16 protein-coding genes are annotated in these 19,037 nt (G+C 56.6%); 9 read left to right on the plus strand and 7 right to left on the minus strand.

Annotated features, from left to right (window positions below):
* Nucleotides 1-13: 13 nt before the first annotated feature.
* Nucleotides 14-1,570 (minus strand): murein biosynthesis integral membrane protein MurJ, encoded by a 1,557-nt coding sequence (gene murJ / locus H598_RS0117510; protein ID WP_028114159.1) that lies wholly within the window; start codon nt 1,568-1,570, stop codon nt 14-16.
* 263 nt (nt 1,571-1,833) lie between these two features.
* On the opposite strand from murJ, the gene rpsT reads away from it, so the two are divergent.
* Nucleotides 1,834-2,094: a 30S ribosomal protein S20 gene (gene rpsT / locus H598_RS0117515; protein WP_028114160.1), complete on the plus strand. Its 261-nt coding sequence runs from the start codon at nt 1,834-1,836 to the stop codon at nt 2,092-2,094.
* Between the two features lie 131 nt (nt 2,095-2,225).
* Nucleotides 2,226-3,620, plus strand: a complete 1,395-nt coding sequence (locus tag H598_RS0117520) for a M20/M25/M40 family metallo-hydrolase (protein ID WP_051252835.1) — start codon at nt 2,226-2,228, stop codon at nt 3,618-3,620.
* A 52-nt stretch (nt 3,621-3,672) separates the two neighbouring features.
* Here H598_RS0117520 and yaaA read toward each other — a convergent pair whose 3' ends face one another.
* Nucleotides 3,673-4,446, minus strand: a complete 774-nt coding sequence (gene yaaA, locus H598_RS0117525) for a peroxide stress protein YaaA (RefSeq protein WP_028114162.1) — start codon at nt 4,444-4,446, stop codon at nt 3,673-3,675.
* Nucleotides 4,447-4,561: 115 nt separating this feature from the next.
* Nucleotides 4,562-6,016: an alanine/glycine:cation symporter family protein gene (locus H598_RS0117530; protein WP_035416171.1), complete on the minus strand. Its 1,455-nt coding sequence runs from the start codon at nt 6,014-6,016 to the stop codon at nt 4,562-4,564.
* Nucleotides 6,017-6,525: 509 nt separating this feature from the next.
* Here H598_RS0117530 and H598_RS25755 point away from each other — a divergent pair.
* The 4 genes from H598_RS25755 to H598_RS0117550 all read left to right on the plus strand — a co-directional run bounded on the left by H598_RS25755 (nt 6,526) and on the right by H598_RS0117550 (nt 10,629).
* Complete coding sequence (locus H598_RS25755; RefSeq protein WP_084144522.1) at nt 6,526-7,551, plus strand: outer membrane beta-barrel protein; 1,026 nt, start codon at nt 6,526-6,528, stop codon at nt 7,549-7,551.
* Nucleotides 7,552-7,677: 126 nt separating this feature from the next.
* Entirely contained in the window at nt 7,678-8,634 is a 957-nt protein-coding gene (gene tal / locus H598_RS0117540; RefSeq protein ID WP_028114164.1) for a transaldolase, read from the plus strand.
* 59 nt (nt 8,635-8,693) lie between these two features.
* Nucleotides 8,694-10,337: a glucose-6-phosphate isomerase gene (gene pgi, locus H598_RS0117545; protein ID WP_028114165.1), complete on the plus strand. Its 1,644-nt coding sequence runs from the start codon at nt 8,694-8,696 to the stop codon at nt 10,335-10,337.
* A gap of 109 nt (nt 10,338-10,446) precedes the next feature.
* Entirely contained in the window at nt 10,447-10,629 is a 183-nt protein-coding gene (locus tag H598_RS0117550; RefSeq protein WP_028114166.1) for a DUF3545 family protein, read from the plus strand.
* Between the two features lie 52 nt (nt 10,630-10,681).
* Here H598_RS0117550 and H598_RS0117555 read toward each other — a convergent pair whose 3' ends face one another.
* Nucleotides 10,682-11,224 (minus strand): hemerythrin domain-containing protein, encoded by a 543-nt coding sequence (locus H598_RS0117555; protein ID WP_028114167.1) that lies wholly within the window; start codon nt 11,222-11,224, stop codon nt 10,682-10,684.
* Nucleotides 11,225-11,321: 97 nt separating this feature from the next.
* Nucleotides 11,322-11,984, minus strand: a complete 663-nt coding sequence (gene ung, locus H598_RS0117560) for a uracil-DNA glycosylase (protein WP_035416174.1) — start codon at nt 11,982-11,984, stop codon at nt 11,322-11,324.
* A 115-nt stretch (nt 11,985-12,099) separates the two neighbouring features.
* On the opposite strand from ung, the gene nfo reads away from it, so the two are divergent.
* The 3 genes from nfo to yciA all read left to right on the plus strand — a co-directional run bounded on the left by nfo (nt 12,100) and on the right by yciA (nt 14,851).
* Nucleotides 12,100-12,951, plus strand: coding sequence for a deoxyribonuclease IV (nfo, locus tag H598_RS0117565; protein ID WP_028114169.1), 852 nt, complete (start codon nt 12,100-12,102; stop codon nt 12,949-12,951).
* 485 nt (nt 12,952-13,436) lie between these two features.
* On the plus strand, nt 13,437-14,456 hold the full coding sequence (gene ltaE / locus H598_RS0117570; protein WP_028114170.1) for a low-specificity L-threonine aldolase: 1,020 nt from the start codon (nt 13,437-13,439) through the stop codon (nt 14,454-14,456).
* Nucleotides 14,456-14,851 carry an acyl-CoA thioester hydrolase YciA gene (yciA, locus tag H598_RS0117575; RefSeq protein ID WP_281171325.1) on the plus strand — a complete coding sequence of 132 codons (396 nt, stop codon included), beginning with the start codon at nt 14,456-14,458 and terminating at the stop codon, nt 14,849-14,851. Before ltaE ends, yciA begins: the two co-directional genes overlap by 1 nt.
* A 51-nt stretch (nt 14,852-14,902) precedes the next feature.
* Here the strand turns inward: yciA and H598_RS0117580 are convergent, their stop codons facing one another.
* Nucleotides 14,903-16,198, minus strand: coding sequence for an NAD(P)/FAD-dependent oxidoreductase (locus H598_RS0117580; RefSeq protein WP_028114172.1), 1,296 nt, complete (start codon nt 16,196-16,198; stop codon nt 14,903-14,905).
* Between the two features lie 439 nt (nt 16,199-16,637).
* A complete protein-coding gene (locus H598_RS0117585; RefSeq protein ID WP_028114173.1) occupies nt 16,638-18,872 on the minus strand; it encodes a putative bifunctional diguanylate cyclase/phosphodiesterase in 2,235 nt (744 codons plus the stop codon).
* Nucleotides 18,873-19,037: the final 165 nt, after the last annotated feature.

A 19,037-nucleotide genomic window follows, 5' to 3' on the forward strand; every position in this document is an offset into this window, starting at 1 on the left:
CCAGAATCAGCATTCAAACTGCACGCAAATCCCGCGGCCGGATCCCCATCACTAACAGCGTCAGCAGATACACCACCACTCCGGCGCCGATCAAGGCCGCCAGAGTCAGGGCGCGGGTAACAAACTCCATCGCCACCCACGCCGCCTCAACCGGAGACAGCCAGGCCACGCTGACCGCCATGATCACCCCGGCCACCAGCACCCGAATCAGAAAGCCCCAGGTCGAGCCGCTCAGTTCAAACACCCCCTGGCGCTTGAGGCCGCGATACAGCAGCAGCGCATTGAGTGTCGCCGACGCCGCGGTTGCCATCGCCAACCCCACGTAACCGAAGGGGATGGCCAGCAGCAGATTGAACCCCATGTTACTGACCATGGCGATGATGCCGTAACGCACCGGAGTCTTGGTATCCTGACGCGAGTAGTAGCCGGGTGCCAGCACTTTCACCAGCATAAAGCTAAGCAGACCGCCGCCATAAGCCATCAAGCTGGCCGCCGCCATCTGGCTGTCGTAGACACTGAATTCGCCGCGCATAAACAGCACCATCAACATCGGCTGGGCCAGGGCAATCAACCCCAGCGCCGCCGGCACCCCCAGCAGCACCACGCTGCGAATGCCCCAGTCCATGGTCGAGGCGAAACCATGGCTACTGGCGTCTACGTGCTTACGGGACAGGGCCGGCAGGATCACAGTGGCAATGGCGATGCCAAACAGGCCGAGAGGAAACTCAAGCAGCCGGTCGGAGTAATACAGCCAACTGATGGAGCCGGTCATCAGGAAACTGGCGATCAGGGTATCGAACAGCAGGTTGATCTGGCTCACCGACACCCCGAACATCGCCGGTATCATTAAGGTACGAATCTTGGTGACCCCGGGGTCATGCCAGCCCCAACTGGGACGCACCAACACCTTGGCCCGCAGCAGAAACGGCAACTGAAACACAAACTGAATCAAACCACCGAGGAACACCCCCCACGCCAGCGCCAACTCCGGCTGGGCCAACTGCGGAGCCAGATACAGGGCGCAGCCGATGATGGCCACATTGAGGAACACCGGGGTAAAGGCCGCGACCGCAAATTTCCCAATGGTATTCAGAATCGCCCCGGACAAGGCGGTAAAGGTGATGAACCACAGATAGGGGAAGGTGATCTTCAACATCAGGCTGGCCATCTCAAACTTGGCGCCGTCCGGCTCGCCATTGACCCAGGCCACAAACCAGCCGGTGCCAAACAGCGCCGCCAGAACCGGGGACGCCACCACCCCCACCAGGGTAACCAGGGTCACTATGGTGCCCAGGGTGCCACTGACCTTGGCGATCAACTGCCGCACCTGATCCTCACTGCCCTGCTGGCGATACTCGGTCAATACCGGCACAAAGGCCTGGGCGAAGGCCCCTTCAGCAAACAGGCGACGCAGAAAATTGGGAATTTTATTGGCCAGAAAAAAAACGTCGGCGGCGGCTCCGGCCCCCATCAGATTCGCCACAACCACGTCGCGAACCAAGCCGAGCACGCGGGAAATCAGGGTCATGGCGCTGACCACAGCCCCGGAACGCAATAACTGTTTACTCAATGAAATCTGCTCTTAACCTGAGACGGGCTCGACGAATCCTCGGTGATGCTAATAAATATCACCTCACGCCCCTGTTGCCCGACAAAAAATGCTGCTAGAATTGCGCCCCATCTTAAACTAGTTGGCCGGAAGAAAGCCAAACTTCGGAGTTTCTCCGAATTTTGATGACGCTTATTTGTGCGGTAAGATTGACATTACCCCATAAAAGCGGTATTTTCCACGGCCTTTGAAAATACGACAGCACCGTCTTTTAGGAGTTTGCCTTGGCTAACATCAAGTCTGCTAAGAAGCGTGCAATTCAATCTGAGAAGCGTCGCCAGCACAATGCTAGCCGTCGCTCCATGTTGCGCACCTATCTGAAGAAAACTGTAGCTGCTATCGCCGCTGGTGATAAAGCTGCCGCTACCGAAGCATTTAATGCCGTTATGCCGATCCTGGATCGCATGGCGACTAAAGGCCTTATTCACAAGAATAAAGCTGCCCGTCACAAGAGCCGTATGGCTGCTCAAATCAAAGCTCTGTAAGAGTTTCGATTGTTGTGATGTAAAAACCGGCCTTGGCCGGTTTTTTTTTACCTCCGATTTGCCTCTCCTGCCCATGATGCAGTTTTTTTGATACATTGCCCGGCCAAGGAACACTGATTACAAGGAACCCCATGCGCCTGACGCTGACCCTGTCTGCCGCCCTGCTGGCCGCCCAGACCGCCCTCGCCACCCCATTCTCCGATTCTGTGCTGCAGCACACCGAGGAGCTTCGCCATCATGCGATGGTCAGCCACCAATCCTGGCAGATTCTGGAGTCCCTCACCACCGAGGTTGGGCCCCGCCTTCCGGGAACCGACGGCGACAAGCGGGCCGTGGCCTGGGCCAAGCGGACCCTGAATGAGCTGGGTTTCGATCGGGTCTACGCCGAGCCGGTCACCGTTCCCCATTGGCATCGCGGCCACGCCAAGGCCAGCATTACCGCGCCGTTTCCGCAACCGCTGGTGATCAGCGCCCTGGGCAACTCCATCGGCACCCCAACCGCCGGTGTCGAAGCCGATGTGGTGGCCTTTGCCGACCTACAGCAGCTCATAGACGCGCCGCGAGCCGACGTCGAGGGAAAAATCGTGTTCATCGACAACAAGATGGAGCGCTACCGCGATGGACGAGGCTATGGCCCGGTGGTCAAAGCCCGGGGAAAAGGCGCGGTCGAAGCCGCCCGTAAAGGTGCCGTCGCCATGATGTTGCGCAGCGTCGGCACCGACAGCCATCGCTTCGCCCACACCGGCATGATGCGTTACGCCGACGGCGTCACCCAGATCCCCGCCGCCGCCCTCTCCAACCCCGATGCCGATCAACTGGCTCGAATGCTCAAACGCTCGCAACCGGTGCGGGTGAATCTGCAACTGGGCAGCGAAGATCGCGGCCCTCAGACCTCGTACAACGTCATTGCCGAGATCACCGGCAGTCACTACCCCGACGAGATTGTGCTGATCGGGGCGCACCTGGACTCCTGGGATGAAGGCACCGGCGCACTGGACGACGGTGCCGGCGTCGCCATTGTCACCGCGGCCGCCAAACACATTCTGGAGCGGGGTAAGCGGCCCCAGCGCACCATTCGGGTGGTGCTGTTTGCCGCCGAAGAGGTCGGTCTGGTGGGTGCCAAGGCCTACAAGGCCGCCCATCAACAGGAGCTGGACAAATTCTACATCGCCGCCGAAGCGGACTTTGGCGCCGGCCCGATCTACCGCCTCGACAGCCGCGTCAATGACAGCGCCCTGCCGATGATGGATCAGGTGGCAACGCTGCTGGCCCCCTTGGGCGTCGCTCGCGGTGGCAACACCTCCTGGGGCGGGCCGGACGTCTCCATCCTGCCCGAAGCCGGGGTCCCGGTGGCCGGACTGGCGCTGGATGGCACCGACTACTTCGATTTTCACCATACCGCCGACGACACCCTGGACAAGGTGGATCCAGAGGCGCTGCGTCAAAGCACCGCCGTCTATACCCTCTATGCCTGGTTGATGGCCAATGCCCAGCAGCCACTGCGGCCGATACCTCCGGTCGAGTAAGCAACCACAAAAAAAGGGGCCTGAGGCCCCTTTTTCTATAACCTTGTCGCGGCTACACCTGGTCTCGCAAAAAAACCAGGGTGTTGGCATCGGATTGCTCGGCACTGAAGCGGTAGCCTCCCTCGCTGAAGCCCTCCAGTTGCTGCAACTCAGTCACCTGCTCTCTAGCCATAAAGCGCGCCATCATGCCCCGCGCCTTCTTGGCATAGAAGCTGATGATTTTATACTGGCCATTCTTAAAGTCCTTAAACACCGGCGTCACCACCTGAGCATTCAGCAACGCCGGTTTAACCGCCTTGAAGTACTCATTGGAGGCCAGGTTCACCACAACTTGAGAGTCCATTCCCGCCAGGGTCCGGTTCAGAGCATCGGTAATGGTACTGCCCCAGAAAGCATAGAGGTCCTTGCCACGAGGGTTAGCCAGCTTAGTGCCCATCTCCAACCGATAGGCCTGCATCCGATCCAGCGGTTTCAGTACTCCATACAATCCAGACAAGATGCGCAGATGAGACTGGGTGTAAGCCAGTTCCTGCTCACTCAAGGAGGCGGCATCGAAACCGGTATAAACATCGCCATTAAAGGCAAAAATCGCCTGTTTGGCATTGTCCGCGGTAAAGGGGCGCTGCCACTGCTGAAACCGAGCCACATTCAGACCAGCCAGCTTGTCGCTCAGCTTCATCAGCGACGCCAGATCCGCCGGCGTCAGCTTGCGGCACACCTCAATCAGCGCCTCGGCCTCATCCAGCAACTCCGCCTCGCTGTAGCCATCACTCGGGGCCTGAGACTCAAAATCCAAATTTTTCGCAGGAGAAATAACCGCCAGCATAGGGCCATCCATATTCAATTTGTCAGCCCTCACTATAACAACGCGCCAGCCACAAAAAAACCACGCCCTGAGGCGTGGTTTTCGATAGTGACAATCGCTAAATCATCGCCAGGGGTTACTTATCCCACACCCCTTTTTCCAGCTTACCCTTAAGCTCAGGGAAGCGGGCCGGATCAAAGCTCGGGGTTTTGCCGGCATCCAGTTGGTCGACGTAATCTTTCGCCAGCTTGATCGCCAGCCCGGACAGCGCCAGAATCGCCACGATGTTCACCACCGCCATCAGTCCCATGGAAGCGTCCGCCATATCCCAGACTACGGCCACCTTCGCCATGGCGCCAAACATCACCATCGCCAACACCGCCAGACGGAACAGCATCAACCCCTTTTTGGTGTTGCCATTGAGGAACATGATGTTGTTCTCGGCATAGCTGTAGTTGGCAATGATGGAGCTGAAGCTGAACAGAATAATGGCAAAGGCGATGAAATAGCTGGCCCAGCCGCCCAGCTCGTTGGTCAGAGCCAGTTGCAACAGACCGATGCCAGAGGCATCACCTGGGTTATCCAGCACGCCGGACAACAGGATGATGGCCGCCGAAGCGGTACAGATAACGATGGTATCAACAAAGACACCGGTCATCTGAATGAAGCCCTGAGACGCCGGGTGCTTAGGATTCGGGTTGGCACTGGCGGCCACACTGGCCGCAGAACCCATACCCGCTTCGTTAGAGAACAACCCTCGCTTGGCACCGATGATCAGGGCCCCCAGGGCACCGCCGGCAAACTGCTCCAGGCCGAAGGCACTGTCGATGATCAGTCCCAGCGCCTCAGGCACCTTGCCCAGGTTCATCAGCACCACTACCAGGGCGACCGCCAGGTAAACCACAGCCATGATGGGCACAATGATCTCCGAAGCGTGCGCCACTTTCTTAAGGCCGCCAACGATGATCAGGCCGGTCGCCACCACCATAATCACACCCAGCACCATGGTGTCGATGCCGAAGGCGCCACCGATGGCACCGGCGATGGTGTTGGCCTGTACGGCGTTAAACACGAAACCAAAGGCGATGATCAGGAAGATAGAGAACAGGATCCCCATCCAGCGTTGACCCAGCCCCTTCTCCATGTAGAAGGCTGGTCCACCGCGATAGAAGCCGTCCTCGTCCTCAACCTTAAACAGCTGAGCCAGGGTGGCCTCGATAAAGGCCGTGGACATGCCTAGCAAGGCAATGACCCACATCCAGAAGATGGCACCCGGACCGCCACCGACGATGGCCACCGCGATGCCCGCCATATTACCGGTGCCCACTCGGGCAGCCATGGAGGTACAAAACACCTGGAACGAGGAGATGCCGTGCTCGGTCTCACGACCATGGAACACCGAGTGAAACCCATGCCCCAGACGGCGGAACTGGATGAACCCCAACCGCACGGTGAAGAACAGGCCGGCAAATACCAACAGGTAGATAAGGATGTGGTTCCACAATATCGAGTTGATGGCGCCTGTGGCTGTAGCCAGAACGTCGTTCACGGCTTCCAGGGCAGACGCACCCGCAACTGCTGTAATAGTCATATTGGAATTCTTCTTTGTCGTTTAGCCGGTCCGATAGCGAACGGCTCACTATGAATGGATCTTTCCGTAACCAAATGGCGGCCTTTCATGGCCTTATCGCCCTTTTTATAAGGTAGTTATTGATTGAGCCACTGGGTATTTTTTCCACAATGGTTTAGGCGATGGAGCGGCACAGTAGCATAGGTTTCCGGAAAATTCGCGTGACCAGGATCACAACGCAACACAGCCCTATCAGTGGCGCAACAGACCTTCCACACTTAACACACCAAAAGCAAACAACGCCCCAACAAGATTGCCACCCGATTTAGTTACAACATCGAATGGGAGTCAAACTCGGCCATTTCAATTTAATTCAGCGTAAGTGGCTGCAAAATGGCGAAAAACAATCACAAAAACCACAAGAAATCACTGGCGATTACGCCTGGGAGAGCTACTGTTAATAGAGTTCGTACCCTAATGGTACGAATTCGCAAAACTAGTCCTGTAGATAAGGGAAAATCTGGAGTTAGATGATGACTAGAACACACACGCTGAGCCCTGTCGCTCTGCTACTGGCCGGCCTGGCGGTTATGCCAGCCCAGGCTAACCTGCAACCCTGGTATCTGGGGTTTGGTTTGGGGCAATCCAACTACGCCGGAGTCTGTCCGAAAACCTATGGCCAGACCACGGATTGTGATGACACCGACTTCGCCTACGACCTGTTCGCCGGTTACCTGTTTAACGACTATGTCGGCCTGGAACTGGGATACGACAACCTGGGGGAAGCCAATTGGCAATCCACTCAGACCGGTCGTCGAACCGAGGCTGATGGCATCAGCCTCGGACTGGTGGGCAACTACCCGCTGACCGAGCGCTTTGACATCAATGCCGAAGTCGGCGGCTACTGGTATACCCTGGAAATCACACCGGAGCAGGCCCCGTCTCAGGACGACGACGATGTCTCTCCCTATTATGGCGTCGGGTTTGCTTATCACCTGACCGACAACCTGAAGCTGGCCGCGAAATACCGTCATTATCATGAGATGGAGATCAGCAACCGCTTCAATACCGTCAGTGCCGATTATTACGGCCTTGAACTCAGCTATCGCTTCGGCAAACAGCAGCAGGCGCGCTCCATGACACCGCCGCCGCCACCACCACCGGCGCCGGCTCCGGCGCTGGCTCCCGAGCCGCAACCTCCGGTGGTTGCCTCAGTGGTCGCCCCGAGCCTGCCGGCAGCAGAGGCGGTCTATTTTGGCCTGGATTCCGACACTCTGGAACAGGATGAAGCCGGCAAACTCGATACAATCGGCGAATTCCTGAGCCAATATCCCGATTTTACTGCCACTATTGTCGGCCATGCAGATAAAAGTGGTAATGTGGATTACAATCAAAGACTGGGGATTCGGCGTGCCAACGCCGTCGCCGATTACTTTGCCGAGCGCTGGCAGATAGACAGCCAGCGCATGCAGGTAGACAGCCAGGGTGCCGACAATGCGGCCGCGGCTGTAAACCGGCCCGACCGCAAAGTGGTTATCAGAATTGACGACAAATAAGATCGCCTCAGGCCAGCCTTCGGGCTGGCTTACTGTAATTTTCTTACTTTATTGTTGGCAATTAATACAAAATCGCATTTAATGGTGGGCCTGTCCGCCCACCCAGTTGTAATGGAAATAACACCTATGGCCAATGCTCTATCTCAATTAAAAGCGCTGACGACGATCGTCGCGGATACCGGTGACATCGAAGCGATCAAGCGTTACCAGCCTGAAGACGCGACCACCAACCCGTCGCTGATTCTAAAAGCGGCGCAGATCCCTGAGTACGCACCATTAATTGAAGATGCGGTAGCCTGGGCCAAGGCGCAGAGCAACGACGCCGACCAGCAACTGGAAGACGCCGCCGACAAACTTGCGGTCAACATCGGTCTGGAGATTCTCAAGATCGTTCCCGGACGCATCTCCACCGAAGTGGACGCTCGTCTCTCCTTTGACAGCAAAGGCTCGATCGAAAAGGCCAATAAGCTGATGCGCCTGTATAACGAAGCAGGTATCAGTAATGATCGCATCCTGATCAAACTGGCTTCGACCTGGGAAGGGATTCAAGCCGCCCGCCACCTCGAGGAGCAGGGCATTAACTGCAACCTGACGCTGCTATTTGGGTTTGCCCAGGCCCGTGCCTGTGCCGAAGCCGGGGTGTTCCTAATCTCTCCTTTCGTCGGCCGCATTCTCGACTGGTACAAAGCCAAGACCGGCGAATCTTACAGCGCCGACACCGATCCGGGCGTCGTTTCGGTCAGCGCCATCTACGACTACTATAAACGTCATGGCTACCAAACCGTGGTCATGGGTGCCAGCTTCCGCAACACCGGTGAGATTCTGGCCCTGGCGGGCTGCGATCGCCTGACCATCGGCCCGGGCTTGCTGGAAGAGCTGGAGCAAAGCTCAGCACCGGTCAGCCGCAAGCTCAGCTACAGCGGCGAGCTGGAAGCCCGCCCGGCCCCCATCACCGAGGCCGAGTTCCGCTGGCAGATGAACCAGGATGCCATGGCCACCGAAAAGCTGTCTGAAGGCATTCGCAACTTTGCCATCGATCAGAACAAGCTGGAAGCGATGCTGACTGAGCGTCTGGCGGGCTGATTCACGCCCTATTCCATAGGCTCCCAATTGGGGGCCTTACTGTTTTTAGAGGACCTGACATGAGCAACCTGACCTCGCTGCCATCCTGGCAAGCCCTGACAGAACACGCCGATGAGATCAAACAGAGCCATATGAAGGCGATGTTTGAGTCCGATCCAGCCCGAGCCCAGCGCTACGGCATCAGTGCCGCCGGGTTGCGGCTGGATTACTCCAAAAACCGCCTCAACGACGCAACCCTGTCACTGTTTGAACAGTTGGCCGAAGAGTGTCAGCTCGAGCAGCAACGTCAGGCGATGTTTGACGGCGTTGCCGTTAACCACACCGAACAGCGGGCAGTCTTGCATACGGCGCTGCGCAGCCACGACACCAGCCCCCTGCTGGTTGACGGCGAAGACGTTCGCGCCGAGATCGCTTCTACCCTGGATAAAATGGCCGCCTTTGTGGCCTCGGTTCACCAGGGCGAGTGGCGAGGCTATACCGACCAGCCCTTCACCGACATCGTCAGCATCGGCATCGGCGGCTCCTTCCTGGGACCGAAAATCATGGCCGAAGCCCTGAAGCCCTATTGGCGCAAAGGTCTGAACTGCCACTACGTCGCCAACGTCGACGGTACCGCCATCAGCGAAAAACTGAAGAAGCTGAACCCGGAAACCACCCTGTTTGTGATGTCGTCAAAGTCGTTCACCACCCAGGAAACCCTCACCAACACCCTCACAGCCAGAGACTGGTTCATGGCCAACGGTGGCCCGGAAGAGGCCATCGGCCAGCATTTTGTCGCGGTGACCTCCAATGTGCCGGCTGCCATCCAGTTTGGCATCGACGCCGACAACATCTTCCCGATGTGGGATTGGGTGGGTGGCCGTTACTCCATGTGGTCCGCCATTGGCCTGCCCATTGCCCTGCAGATTGGCTTTGAACAGTTCCGCCACCTGCTCGACGGTGCCGAAGCCATGGATAACCACTTCAGGAGCGCACCGGTTACCCAGAACATGCCGGTGATGATGGCAATGATGGCGGTGTGGTACACCAACTTCTTTGACTCCGGCAGCCATGTGGTGCTGACCTACGACCACTACCTGCGCGGCCTGCCTGCCTACATTCAACAATTGGATATGGAGAGCAACGGCAAGGGCGTCGACAACCACAACCAATCGGTGGACTACCACACCGGCCCGGTCATCTGGGGCGGCGAAGGCACCAACGGCCAACACGCCTACCACCAGTTGATTCATCAGGGCAGCGGCATCATTCCCGCCGACTTTATCCTGCCACTGAACAGCCATAACCCTCTGGGCCGCCACCACGCCATGCTGGCCGCAAACTGCTTTGGACAAACCCAGGCTCTGATGGCCGGAAAAACCCTGGAGGAAGCCCGTCAGGAACTGCTGGACAAAGGCATCGACCCACAAGCCGCCGAGACACTGGCGCCGCATAAAGTGATGCCGGGCAATAAACCCAGCAACACCCTGCTGATGGACAAACTGACTCCGGCCACCCTCGGCGCACTGGTTGCACTCTATGAACACCGCACCTTTGTCCAGGGTGTAATTTGGCAGATCAACTCCTTCGATCAGTGGGGAGTGGAACTTGGCAAGGTGCTGGGCAATTCGGTATTAGATGACCTGGAAAGTGCCACTCCCAAGTTGAATCAGGATGCCTCGACCGTCGAGCTGATTAAGATCTTCCGCAAAGGGGAGATTTAGACCGACGAATTCACCCCTTCAGGCGCAACCTTTTTGCAACATATAAGTTGCATACTGAAATCCGGCTATGGTATACCGGAATCACTGAGGCAAGCTGAGGAGGGGACCTATGGAAAGGTTGGATTACGGCTCACCACTGGGCACAGTTGTGGAAAAGCCGACTCGAACAAGGACCAACAAGAAGCGCAAGTGGCGAGAGATTGAAGCCTTGAAAGAGCGGCATCGTCTTGAAAAAGAGCTACAGGGAATCGACTTCTCATACGAGCCAGATTGGGAATCAATCGAAGCCTGACCCATTAAAAAAGCCCCGCGATGCGGGGCTTTTTGCTGCCTTCGACTGCGTTCTAGCCGTCGGCATCGGCCAGGTAATTGCGCAGGTCTTCAAACTCCTGTTCGCTGCCGCGGCCAAACAGAGGATCTTCCACCAGTTTCGACGCCACCAACTGATCCACCTGCTTCCAGTCGTCATCATCAAAGCTGGCTTCGAGCATCGGCAGAATCTTGCTCTCTTCATACTCCAGATGACGGGTCTGCATGCGCACGAAGCGCTCAACGTCGGTAATCAACTTGTCCCGGGGAACCACGGCGTCATTGAGGATCATGCTCAGGGTGTCCAACAACTCCTCGGTGGCCACCCGCAATGACTGATGCTCCACTTCCAGTTGGCTGACCTGCTCTTCAACCCCTTTCTTTTCCAGATAATACCGATACAGGATGTCCTCCATCGGGTGATGGCTGGTATCGGCGTATTGAAGCAGATAGTGCACCACATCGCGGATCAAGGTCAGATTGACCTCCTGCCCCTCCCGCAAACTCTTGGCCTTGCCTGACAACACCCGTAGCAGGGTGAGAATGTGTTTGTGGTCGGTGTGGATCCTGGCCAGCATGGCATTCCCCCTAATAATCGCTTTAACTAATAGTAGTTAACTTTAAGTGACATCCAGTAACCCATCGCTGATTAACCTGAAGCTTCGTTGACTCAGATCAAAGCTGCCAGCAGATGGGTTTACGTCCCTGTTGCATCAGCCACTCGTTGGCTTTTGAAAAATGACCACACCCCAAAAAACCACGATGGGCCGAAAGCGGAGAAGGGTGTGGAGCCTTCAAAATCAGGTGCTTATCCGAATCCAGCGCCCGACCTTTTTTCTGAGCATGGGCGCCCCACAACATAAACACCACCGGGCGAGGCCCCTGATTCAACTCCGCCAGCAAGGCATCGGTAAACCGCTCCCAGCCCAGCCTGGCATGGGAGTGAGCCCGCCCCTGCTCCACGGTTAACACGGTGTTCAACAACAAGACGCCCTGCCTGGCCCAATCACTGAGGTTCCCCTGGGATGGAATAGCGAAATCATCGACATCCCGGTGCAACTCTTTGAAGATGTTCCGCAGCGAAGGGGGCACCTTCACGCCATCGGGCACCGAAAAACTCAGCCCATGAGCCTGACCGGGGCCATGGTAGGGATCCTGCCCCAGGATCACGACCTGCACCTGCTGCAGAGGCGTCAGGGTCAATGCCGCCAGCACCTGATCGTCTGCCGGGTAGACCGCCACGCCAGACTGCCTCAGGGTTGCCAGTCTGGCCTGCATCTCCTCGAAGTAAGTCTGTTGCCGCTCACGGTCGACAACCTCCTGCCAATCCTTGCCCATTTTCAGCCTCAGATTAAGAAAACGCAAAGCATAAACAACCCTTTATCATTGAGCAATTGATTCACTTGTCGCAAACCCCTAGGATCCCGGTACCATTCCTTAGCCAACCCAGACCATGAGACGGATCGGAGCCCACGTCAGTGCACAGGGTGGCGTTGAAAATGCGCCGCTGAATGCCGCCGCCATTAACGCCAAAGCCTTTGCCCTTTTTACCAAAAACCAACGTCGTTGGCAGGCCAAACCGCTGACCGACGAAAGCATCCACGCATTCAAAAGCAACTGCCTTAACGTCGGCATCGCTCCTGCCCACATCCTGCCCCACGACAGCTATCTGATTAATCTCGGCCACCCAGATCCGGATGCGCTGGCCCGCTCCCGGGATGCGTTTGTGGATGAGATGCAACGCTGTCAGCAACTGGGACTGTCGCTGCTAAATTTTCATCCCGGTAGCCACCTGAGGCAGATTCCCGAAGCCCATTGCCTTCGCCTGATCAGCGACTCCATCAATCAGGCCCTGGACGCCACAGAGGGAGTCACCGCCGTCATTGAGAATACCGCCGGTCAGGGCTCCAACATGGGCCACCGCTTCGAACACCTGGCCGCCATCATCGATGCGGTCGAGGATCGCAGCCGCGTCGGTGTTTGCCTGGATACCTGCCATACCTTCGCCGCCGGGTACGACCTCTCCAGCCTCGAGGCCTGCCGGGCCACGTTTGCAGAATTTGATAGCGTAGTGGGTTTGAAGTACCTGAGCGCCATGCACCTCAATGGCAGTAAGTCCACCCTGGGCAGTCGAGTTGACCGTCACCACAGCCTGCAACAGGGGGAGATGGGCACGGAGGTGTTTCAGTTCTTAATGAACCACCCGGCTACCGATGAGATTCCCATGGTACTGGAGACCATCGACGACAGTTTGTGGTCAAAGGAGATTGAGTGGCTATACAGCCTGGAAAGGACAACCCGCTAAGCTGCCGGTTCAAATGTCAGGCAAAAAAAAGGCAGGTCAAAATATTGACCTGCCAAACTTAAGCAGCAAATGGGGCCTCAATTGATGGTGTCCCGACACAAGAAAACACCACCACCCCGACTTGCATTTAAATCAAACTGGATGAAACTGAAAACACTCACACACTGAATAAACACTTACCTGTATTACTCGGCGCGTTCATTGACTCTAACACTGATTGCTTAATCAACGAGGTGGCCATTTTGCCCCCAATTGTCGTTGCCGACAAACGACGAATAATACTCCTCGAATTAATTTCACTCATCTGAAACTGCCACTCCGGTCTCATCTTTCCGGCAATGAAAATGTCATTATTCGGCCGCTGTCAGCGGTTACGTGATCTTGCCCGCACTGGCGTTATCATCGTCATTGCAAATAAGTGTCATTTCACCATCAAGCTGCTACAGTGAGCGCAATTTTTACCCAGCACTGCAGTAGGAAATACCATGATTGATTTGCGATCAGATACGGTCACTCAGCCGACTGAAGCAATGCGCCGGGCGATGGCCAGCGCGCCGGTCGGTGACGATGTGTATGGCGACGACCCCAGCGTGAATAAGTTGGAAGAGTCCGCTGCCGAGATGGCCGGATTTGAAGCGGCGCTGTTCACCAGCTCCGGTACCCAGGCTAACCTGCTGGCCCTGATGAGCCATTGTCAGCGCGGCGATGAGTATCTGTGTGGCCAGCAGGCACACAACTACCGCTACGAAGCTGGCGGTGCCGCCGTCCTGGGTTCCATCCAACCACAACCGGTCGACAATCAGCCAGACGGCAGCCTGTGCCTGTCGCAGCTGGCAGCCCAGATTAAACCCGACGATTGCCACTTTGCCCAAACCCGGCTGATCAGCCTGGAAAACACCATCGGTGGCAAAGTGCTGCCGCTGGACTATTTGGCTGATGCGCAGTCATTTGCCTTTGAGCATGGCCTGAAGATCCACCTCGACGGCGCCCGGGTGTTTAATGCCGCCGTCAAACAACAGGTACCCCTGACCCGCATCAGTCAGCACTTTGATTCGATGACCATCTGCCTGTCCAAAGGTCTGGCCGCGCCGGTTGGGTCACTGCTGATCGGTGACGAAGCCCTGATCACCAAGGCCAGACGCCTTAGAAAGATGCTCGGCGGTGGCATGCGCCAGGCGGGCATTATTGCGGCAGCCGGACAGCTAGCGCTGGAACAGCAGGTGGAGCGCCTCAGCATCGACCATGATAACGCCAGCCATCTTGCCCGAGAGTTGACGCAACTGGACGAGCTGAATGTGGATCTGTCTGCGGTGCAAACCAACATGGTCTTTGCTACCCTCAACCCAGCGTACGACCCGAAAGCCTTACAGCAACACCTGGAGCAACAGGGGATTCGGATTTCGGCAGCCAACACCCTGCGCCTGGTGACCCACAAAGACATTGAACGAAGCGATCTGGATAAGGTGATTGTCCAGATAAAGGCCTTTTTTGCGAGAAACTCATAGTGAATTCAGATCGAAAACCCAGCGGCCAACTGCTGCTCAGAACCCTGGCGATGCCAGCAGACACCAACCCCAATGGTGACATCTTCGGGGGCTGGATCATGTCTCAGATGGACATGGCCGGCGGCCTGCTGGCCAAGGAGATTGCCCGCGGTCGCATCTGTACGGTCTCGGTGGACGGCATGACCTTTCACAAGCCCGTCGGTGTCGGTGATGCCGTCTGTGTCCATGGTCAGTGTACCCGAGTCGGCAACAGCTCCATGACCCTCACCCTGGAGGTCTGGGCCAAACCGGTGCTCAAAGGCGAAAAAGATCGCTACTGCGTCACCGAAGGCACTTTCACTTATGTCGCCATCACCGAATCGGGCCGCCCGCGGACCGTGCCCCCTCAGGGCTGAGAATCTGACAAAGAAAAAGGGAGCCTGGGCTCCCTTTTTTTGGTTTGGCTGCTAGTGCAACTTCAGCTCCGGTCGCATGATGCGCTGCAGGCCGTTGAGCGACATCAACAGCAACCCCTTGCTGACACCATGCAGGGCGATCAGGTGGCGTCGATACAATGAGGTGTAGACCAGCCGCGCCATCTTTCCCTCCACCGTCATGCCACCGCCGACAAAGGACATCAGATTCCCCACGGTATGGAACTTGGACATGTTCACAAAGGATCCCAGATCCTTATACACATACCCCGCCAGCTTGGCCCGGGGATCCGCCATCAGCTTTTCGATGTTGTCCCCCACCAACAGCGCCATCTGCCGGGCAGTCTGACCCCGTGGCGGTACCCAGCTGCCGTCCTCCTGGGGACAGGCCGCACAATCGCCAAAGGCAAAGACGCGATCATTGCTCAGGCTTTGACAACTGGGGTGAACCATGATCTGATCCGCCTGATTGACCTCCAGACCCAAGGTGGCGAGGAATGGATGCCCCTTGACCCCAGCCGACCACAACACCATGTCCGAAGGAATGAATTGACCGTCGGCGGTATGCATCCCCTCCGGGGTCACTTCACTGATGCGAGTATCGGTTTTCACCCTCACCCCCAACTTGGCCAACTCTTTGGCCACGGCATCGCAAATGCGTGGCTTGTCGATACGAGGCAAAACCCGGTCTGTGGCTTCAATCAGGTTCACCTGCAACAGGTCTTCACGTATGTCGTAACCGTAACCTCTCAGGGTATCCGCGGCATGATGCATCTCGGCCGCCATCTCCACCCCGGTCGCGCCGGCGCCAACGATGGAGATTTCAAAGTGCTCCTGCTCCACATTGTGCTCTTTGGCGTAACGTAAGAAGCGGTGACGAATCTTCTTCCTCAGCGCCATCGCCTGTTCGGTCAGATCCAGAAAATCACAGTGTTCCTGCACTCCGGGAATGCCAAAATCATTGGTCACTGCGCCGACGCCGATCACCAGATAGTCATAGCCGATTTTTCTCTCCGGAAGGATCTCGGTGCCAAACTCATCCAGCATCGGCGCCAGTATCACCTGCCGGTCGATCTGGTTGAGCCCCGCCAGCATTCCCTGTTCAAAGCGGTAGCCATTTTGAGAAGCGTGCATGCGGTAGTCCAGTGCGTTCAGCCCCTCATCGAGGCTGCCGGTGGCCAGTTCATGCAGCAGCGGCTTCCAGATATGATGATCGCAGCGATCGATCAGGGTGATCTCCGCCTTCCCTTTTCTGCCCAGTTTTCGTCCCAGCTTGGTAACGATCTCCATGCCGCCGGCGCCGCCGCCAACGATTACAATTTTGGTCATTGTGACACTCCACAGCGGGATTAGTTGAGCAACCACCAGTCGTTACAGCTCACTCCCCGGGGCCAAAATTCACCCCTGATCACGTTCTGCATCCTGGCAAATGTGACCCTCATCGAGCCGTCTGGCAGTCTAACAACGCCGTCATTCCCTTTCAAACAGACATTAATTCAACTTAATCCTTTATGATCAACCACTCATAGCTGCAGAAATAGGCGATCGAGAACTCAAAATCCGCCTCGAGCCAGAAAACTCTGTCAGCAACAACTTTCAGTGACTGAAACTCAATGACGGGATTTGCGCGCCGAAAGTGGCAACCCTGGCCTCATAATCTAAAGTGGCTGAAATCAAAATAGAAAATGCCGTAGCTGCTTTTCTGAGCACGATCAGGCAGCGACGCTATCCCAAGCCAGGTAACAAGGTCAAACCAACCGCCGCTTGGTCAATGCACCACCGGCTGCAATGCCAGTAACTTCCGAAACTCCGGTACCGTAACCGGTTTGCCCAGCAGGTAGCCCTGCATCAAATCACAGCCATGCTGACGTAACCAGCGCATCTGATCCTGATGCTCGACGCCCTCGGCAACGACCGTCAGTCCCAGGTTCTTGGCCAGACTGAGAATCGCTTTAGTCACCTTGCAATAATGCGGATCCCGTGGCAGTTGCTTGACAAAACTGTGGTCAATCTTAAGCACATCGAAAGGCAGTTGAGACAGGTACGCCAGCGATGAGTGACCGGTTCCAAAATCATCGATGGCAAAGCGCACACCCAGCGCCTTGATCTTCAGCATCGCCTGCTTGCCGGCCTCGAGGTTTTCCATCAGCATCGATTCAGTCAGCTCAAACTCGATCAACGACGGATCCACCTTGGTCAGCGCCAGCACCTCTTTCACCGAATCCACAAACTGTGGCACCACCAACTGCTTCACCGATACATTGATTGCCACCCCCATGCGCCGCCCTTCTCGATTCCAGCTTTTCACCTGCTCACAGGCTTGCTGAAGCACCCATTCACCGATCTCAATGATCTGACCCGATTGCTCAGCAAGTTCAATAAACTCATCCGGTGGGATCATCCCCAACTGGGGGTGCTGCCAGCGTAACAGCGCCTCGGCAGCACTGATGAATTCACTTTCACAACACTGTTGCTGGTAATACACCTTGAGCTCATTGCGCTCCAGCGCATATCGAAGATCCTGCTCCAACCTCAGTTTCCGTTGCTCTTTCTGACTCTGGGCTTCGGAGTGGAAACGGACCCGGTCTCCACCCTCATGCACCGCCCGGCTGGCGGCGCAATCCGCATCCCGAATCAGACTGCCGGCATCGCGAATGGAACTTGTGGTCGAGGAGAATCCCTGACTGAGCGAGAAGAAAAACTGCCGCTCACTGCGACCGCACACCACGGGTTGCTGAAACGACGACTTCACCTTTTCCGCCAGGCGAGACACCGCTTCCGGGCGGTGACTCCCGACCCAGAGCATGGCGAACCGCGTCGACTCGAAGCGATACAACGCGATGGGTTGATCCGGCAATGACAGTTTCTGCAGTTGATTGCTGAGAATCTCGGTGGCCCGTATCAACACACCGTCACCACCGCCAAAACCCACTGCGGAAGTCACCCGTTGAAACCGGTCCAGATGCAACATGCCTACCACCAGTTCACAGCTCTGGTGAGTAAGCCAATAGTCGATGTCATGCTCGAAACGACGCCGGTTCGGCAACCCGGTCAGAAAATCATGGTTACTGCGATGTTCCATCAATTCCTGTACCTGCTGGGCCTCGGACACATCTTTTATGTGCATATGGATCCGCTCCAGCTCATCCAGCATCACCACTGTCACCGCCAGAGTCCGGCCATAAAATGTCAGCCTGTGTTCCTTCATCGGTTCCAGGCTGTCGCGATAATTCAGTGCCTCAAGCAAGGTGCGAAACATCTCTTTGGCGCAGTCAAAGCCCAGTTCAGCCGCTAAGCGATCAAAGGCCGGGTTGTGGTAAGTCAGAGTCAATTGATAGTCACAGGCCAGAGCCGGATCCGGGTTGTGTTCGGGGAACATGCTCAGCCGCTTGCGGCGACGATGCTCCCGCAAGAAGATCAACGACAGGAAGGCGATCAAGGCAATGGCCAGCCACAACAGCAACAAAAACTGCACCACCAGGCGCGTGGCCCCTTCGGTCGCTGTATGCACAAGTTGCTGATAATCACCGGCATCATTCATCAGCCCCAGATCGACGCCATCAAGCACTGACAACAAAAGCTCACTGATCTCAGCCAACTGAGGCAGGGATTCTGCGCTTTGGGGTGAGGCCGTCCACTGGCGCAGCTGCGATGACGCCAGTTGCAGCTCCTGAAACAGGGCCGCACGGTGTTGCTGCTGCTGTAACTCGGCCAGCAACTGAGTGCTGTGCTGGGCGGTGGACTCAATCTGCTGTTGCAAGCCGACGCTAATGCCCGCCTGTTCGGCATCCACCAGCAGCCCTTTGAGCTCCAGAACCTGATACCTCAATTGATGAATTCGGTTTAATTCGGGAATCTTGTGCTGCACCAGGTTGGCACTGGCATCGTCGAGACGCAATCCCATCTCCGACAGACGCCAACTAATGACGGTACCCGCCGCCATGATCACAGCAAACACCAGGGTCAATTGCCACTTCAGTGGCCGAGCAAAAATCCGTTGCATCCTTGCACCTCTTATCTCAAGGCGGGAGCCCTCCCACAGCCTATTTCCGATAAACCGGTTGCACCCAGAGCCTAGCCCGCATCCTGCGGACAGCGCCACCACGGCAGGTGGCGTACAACGACGATAGAATTGACCGCCTCTGCATCGGGGTTCTCCCCTCTGCGG

Origin of the sequence: Ferrimonas kyonanensis DSM 18153 (genome assembly GCF_000425405.1) — a bacterium.
Classification (GTDB): domain Bacteria; phylum Pseudomonadota; class Gammaproteobacteria; order Enterobacterales; family Shewanellaceae; genus Ferrimonas; species Ferrimonas kyonanensis.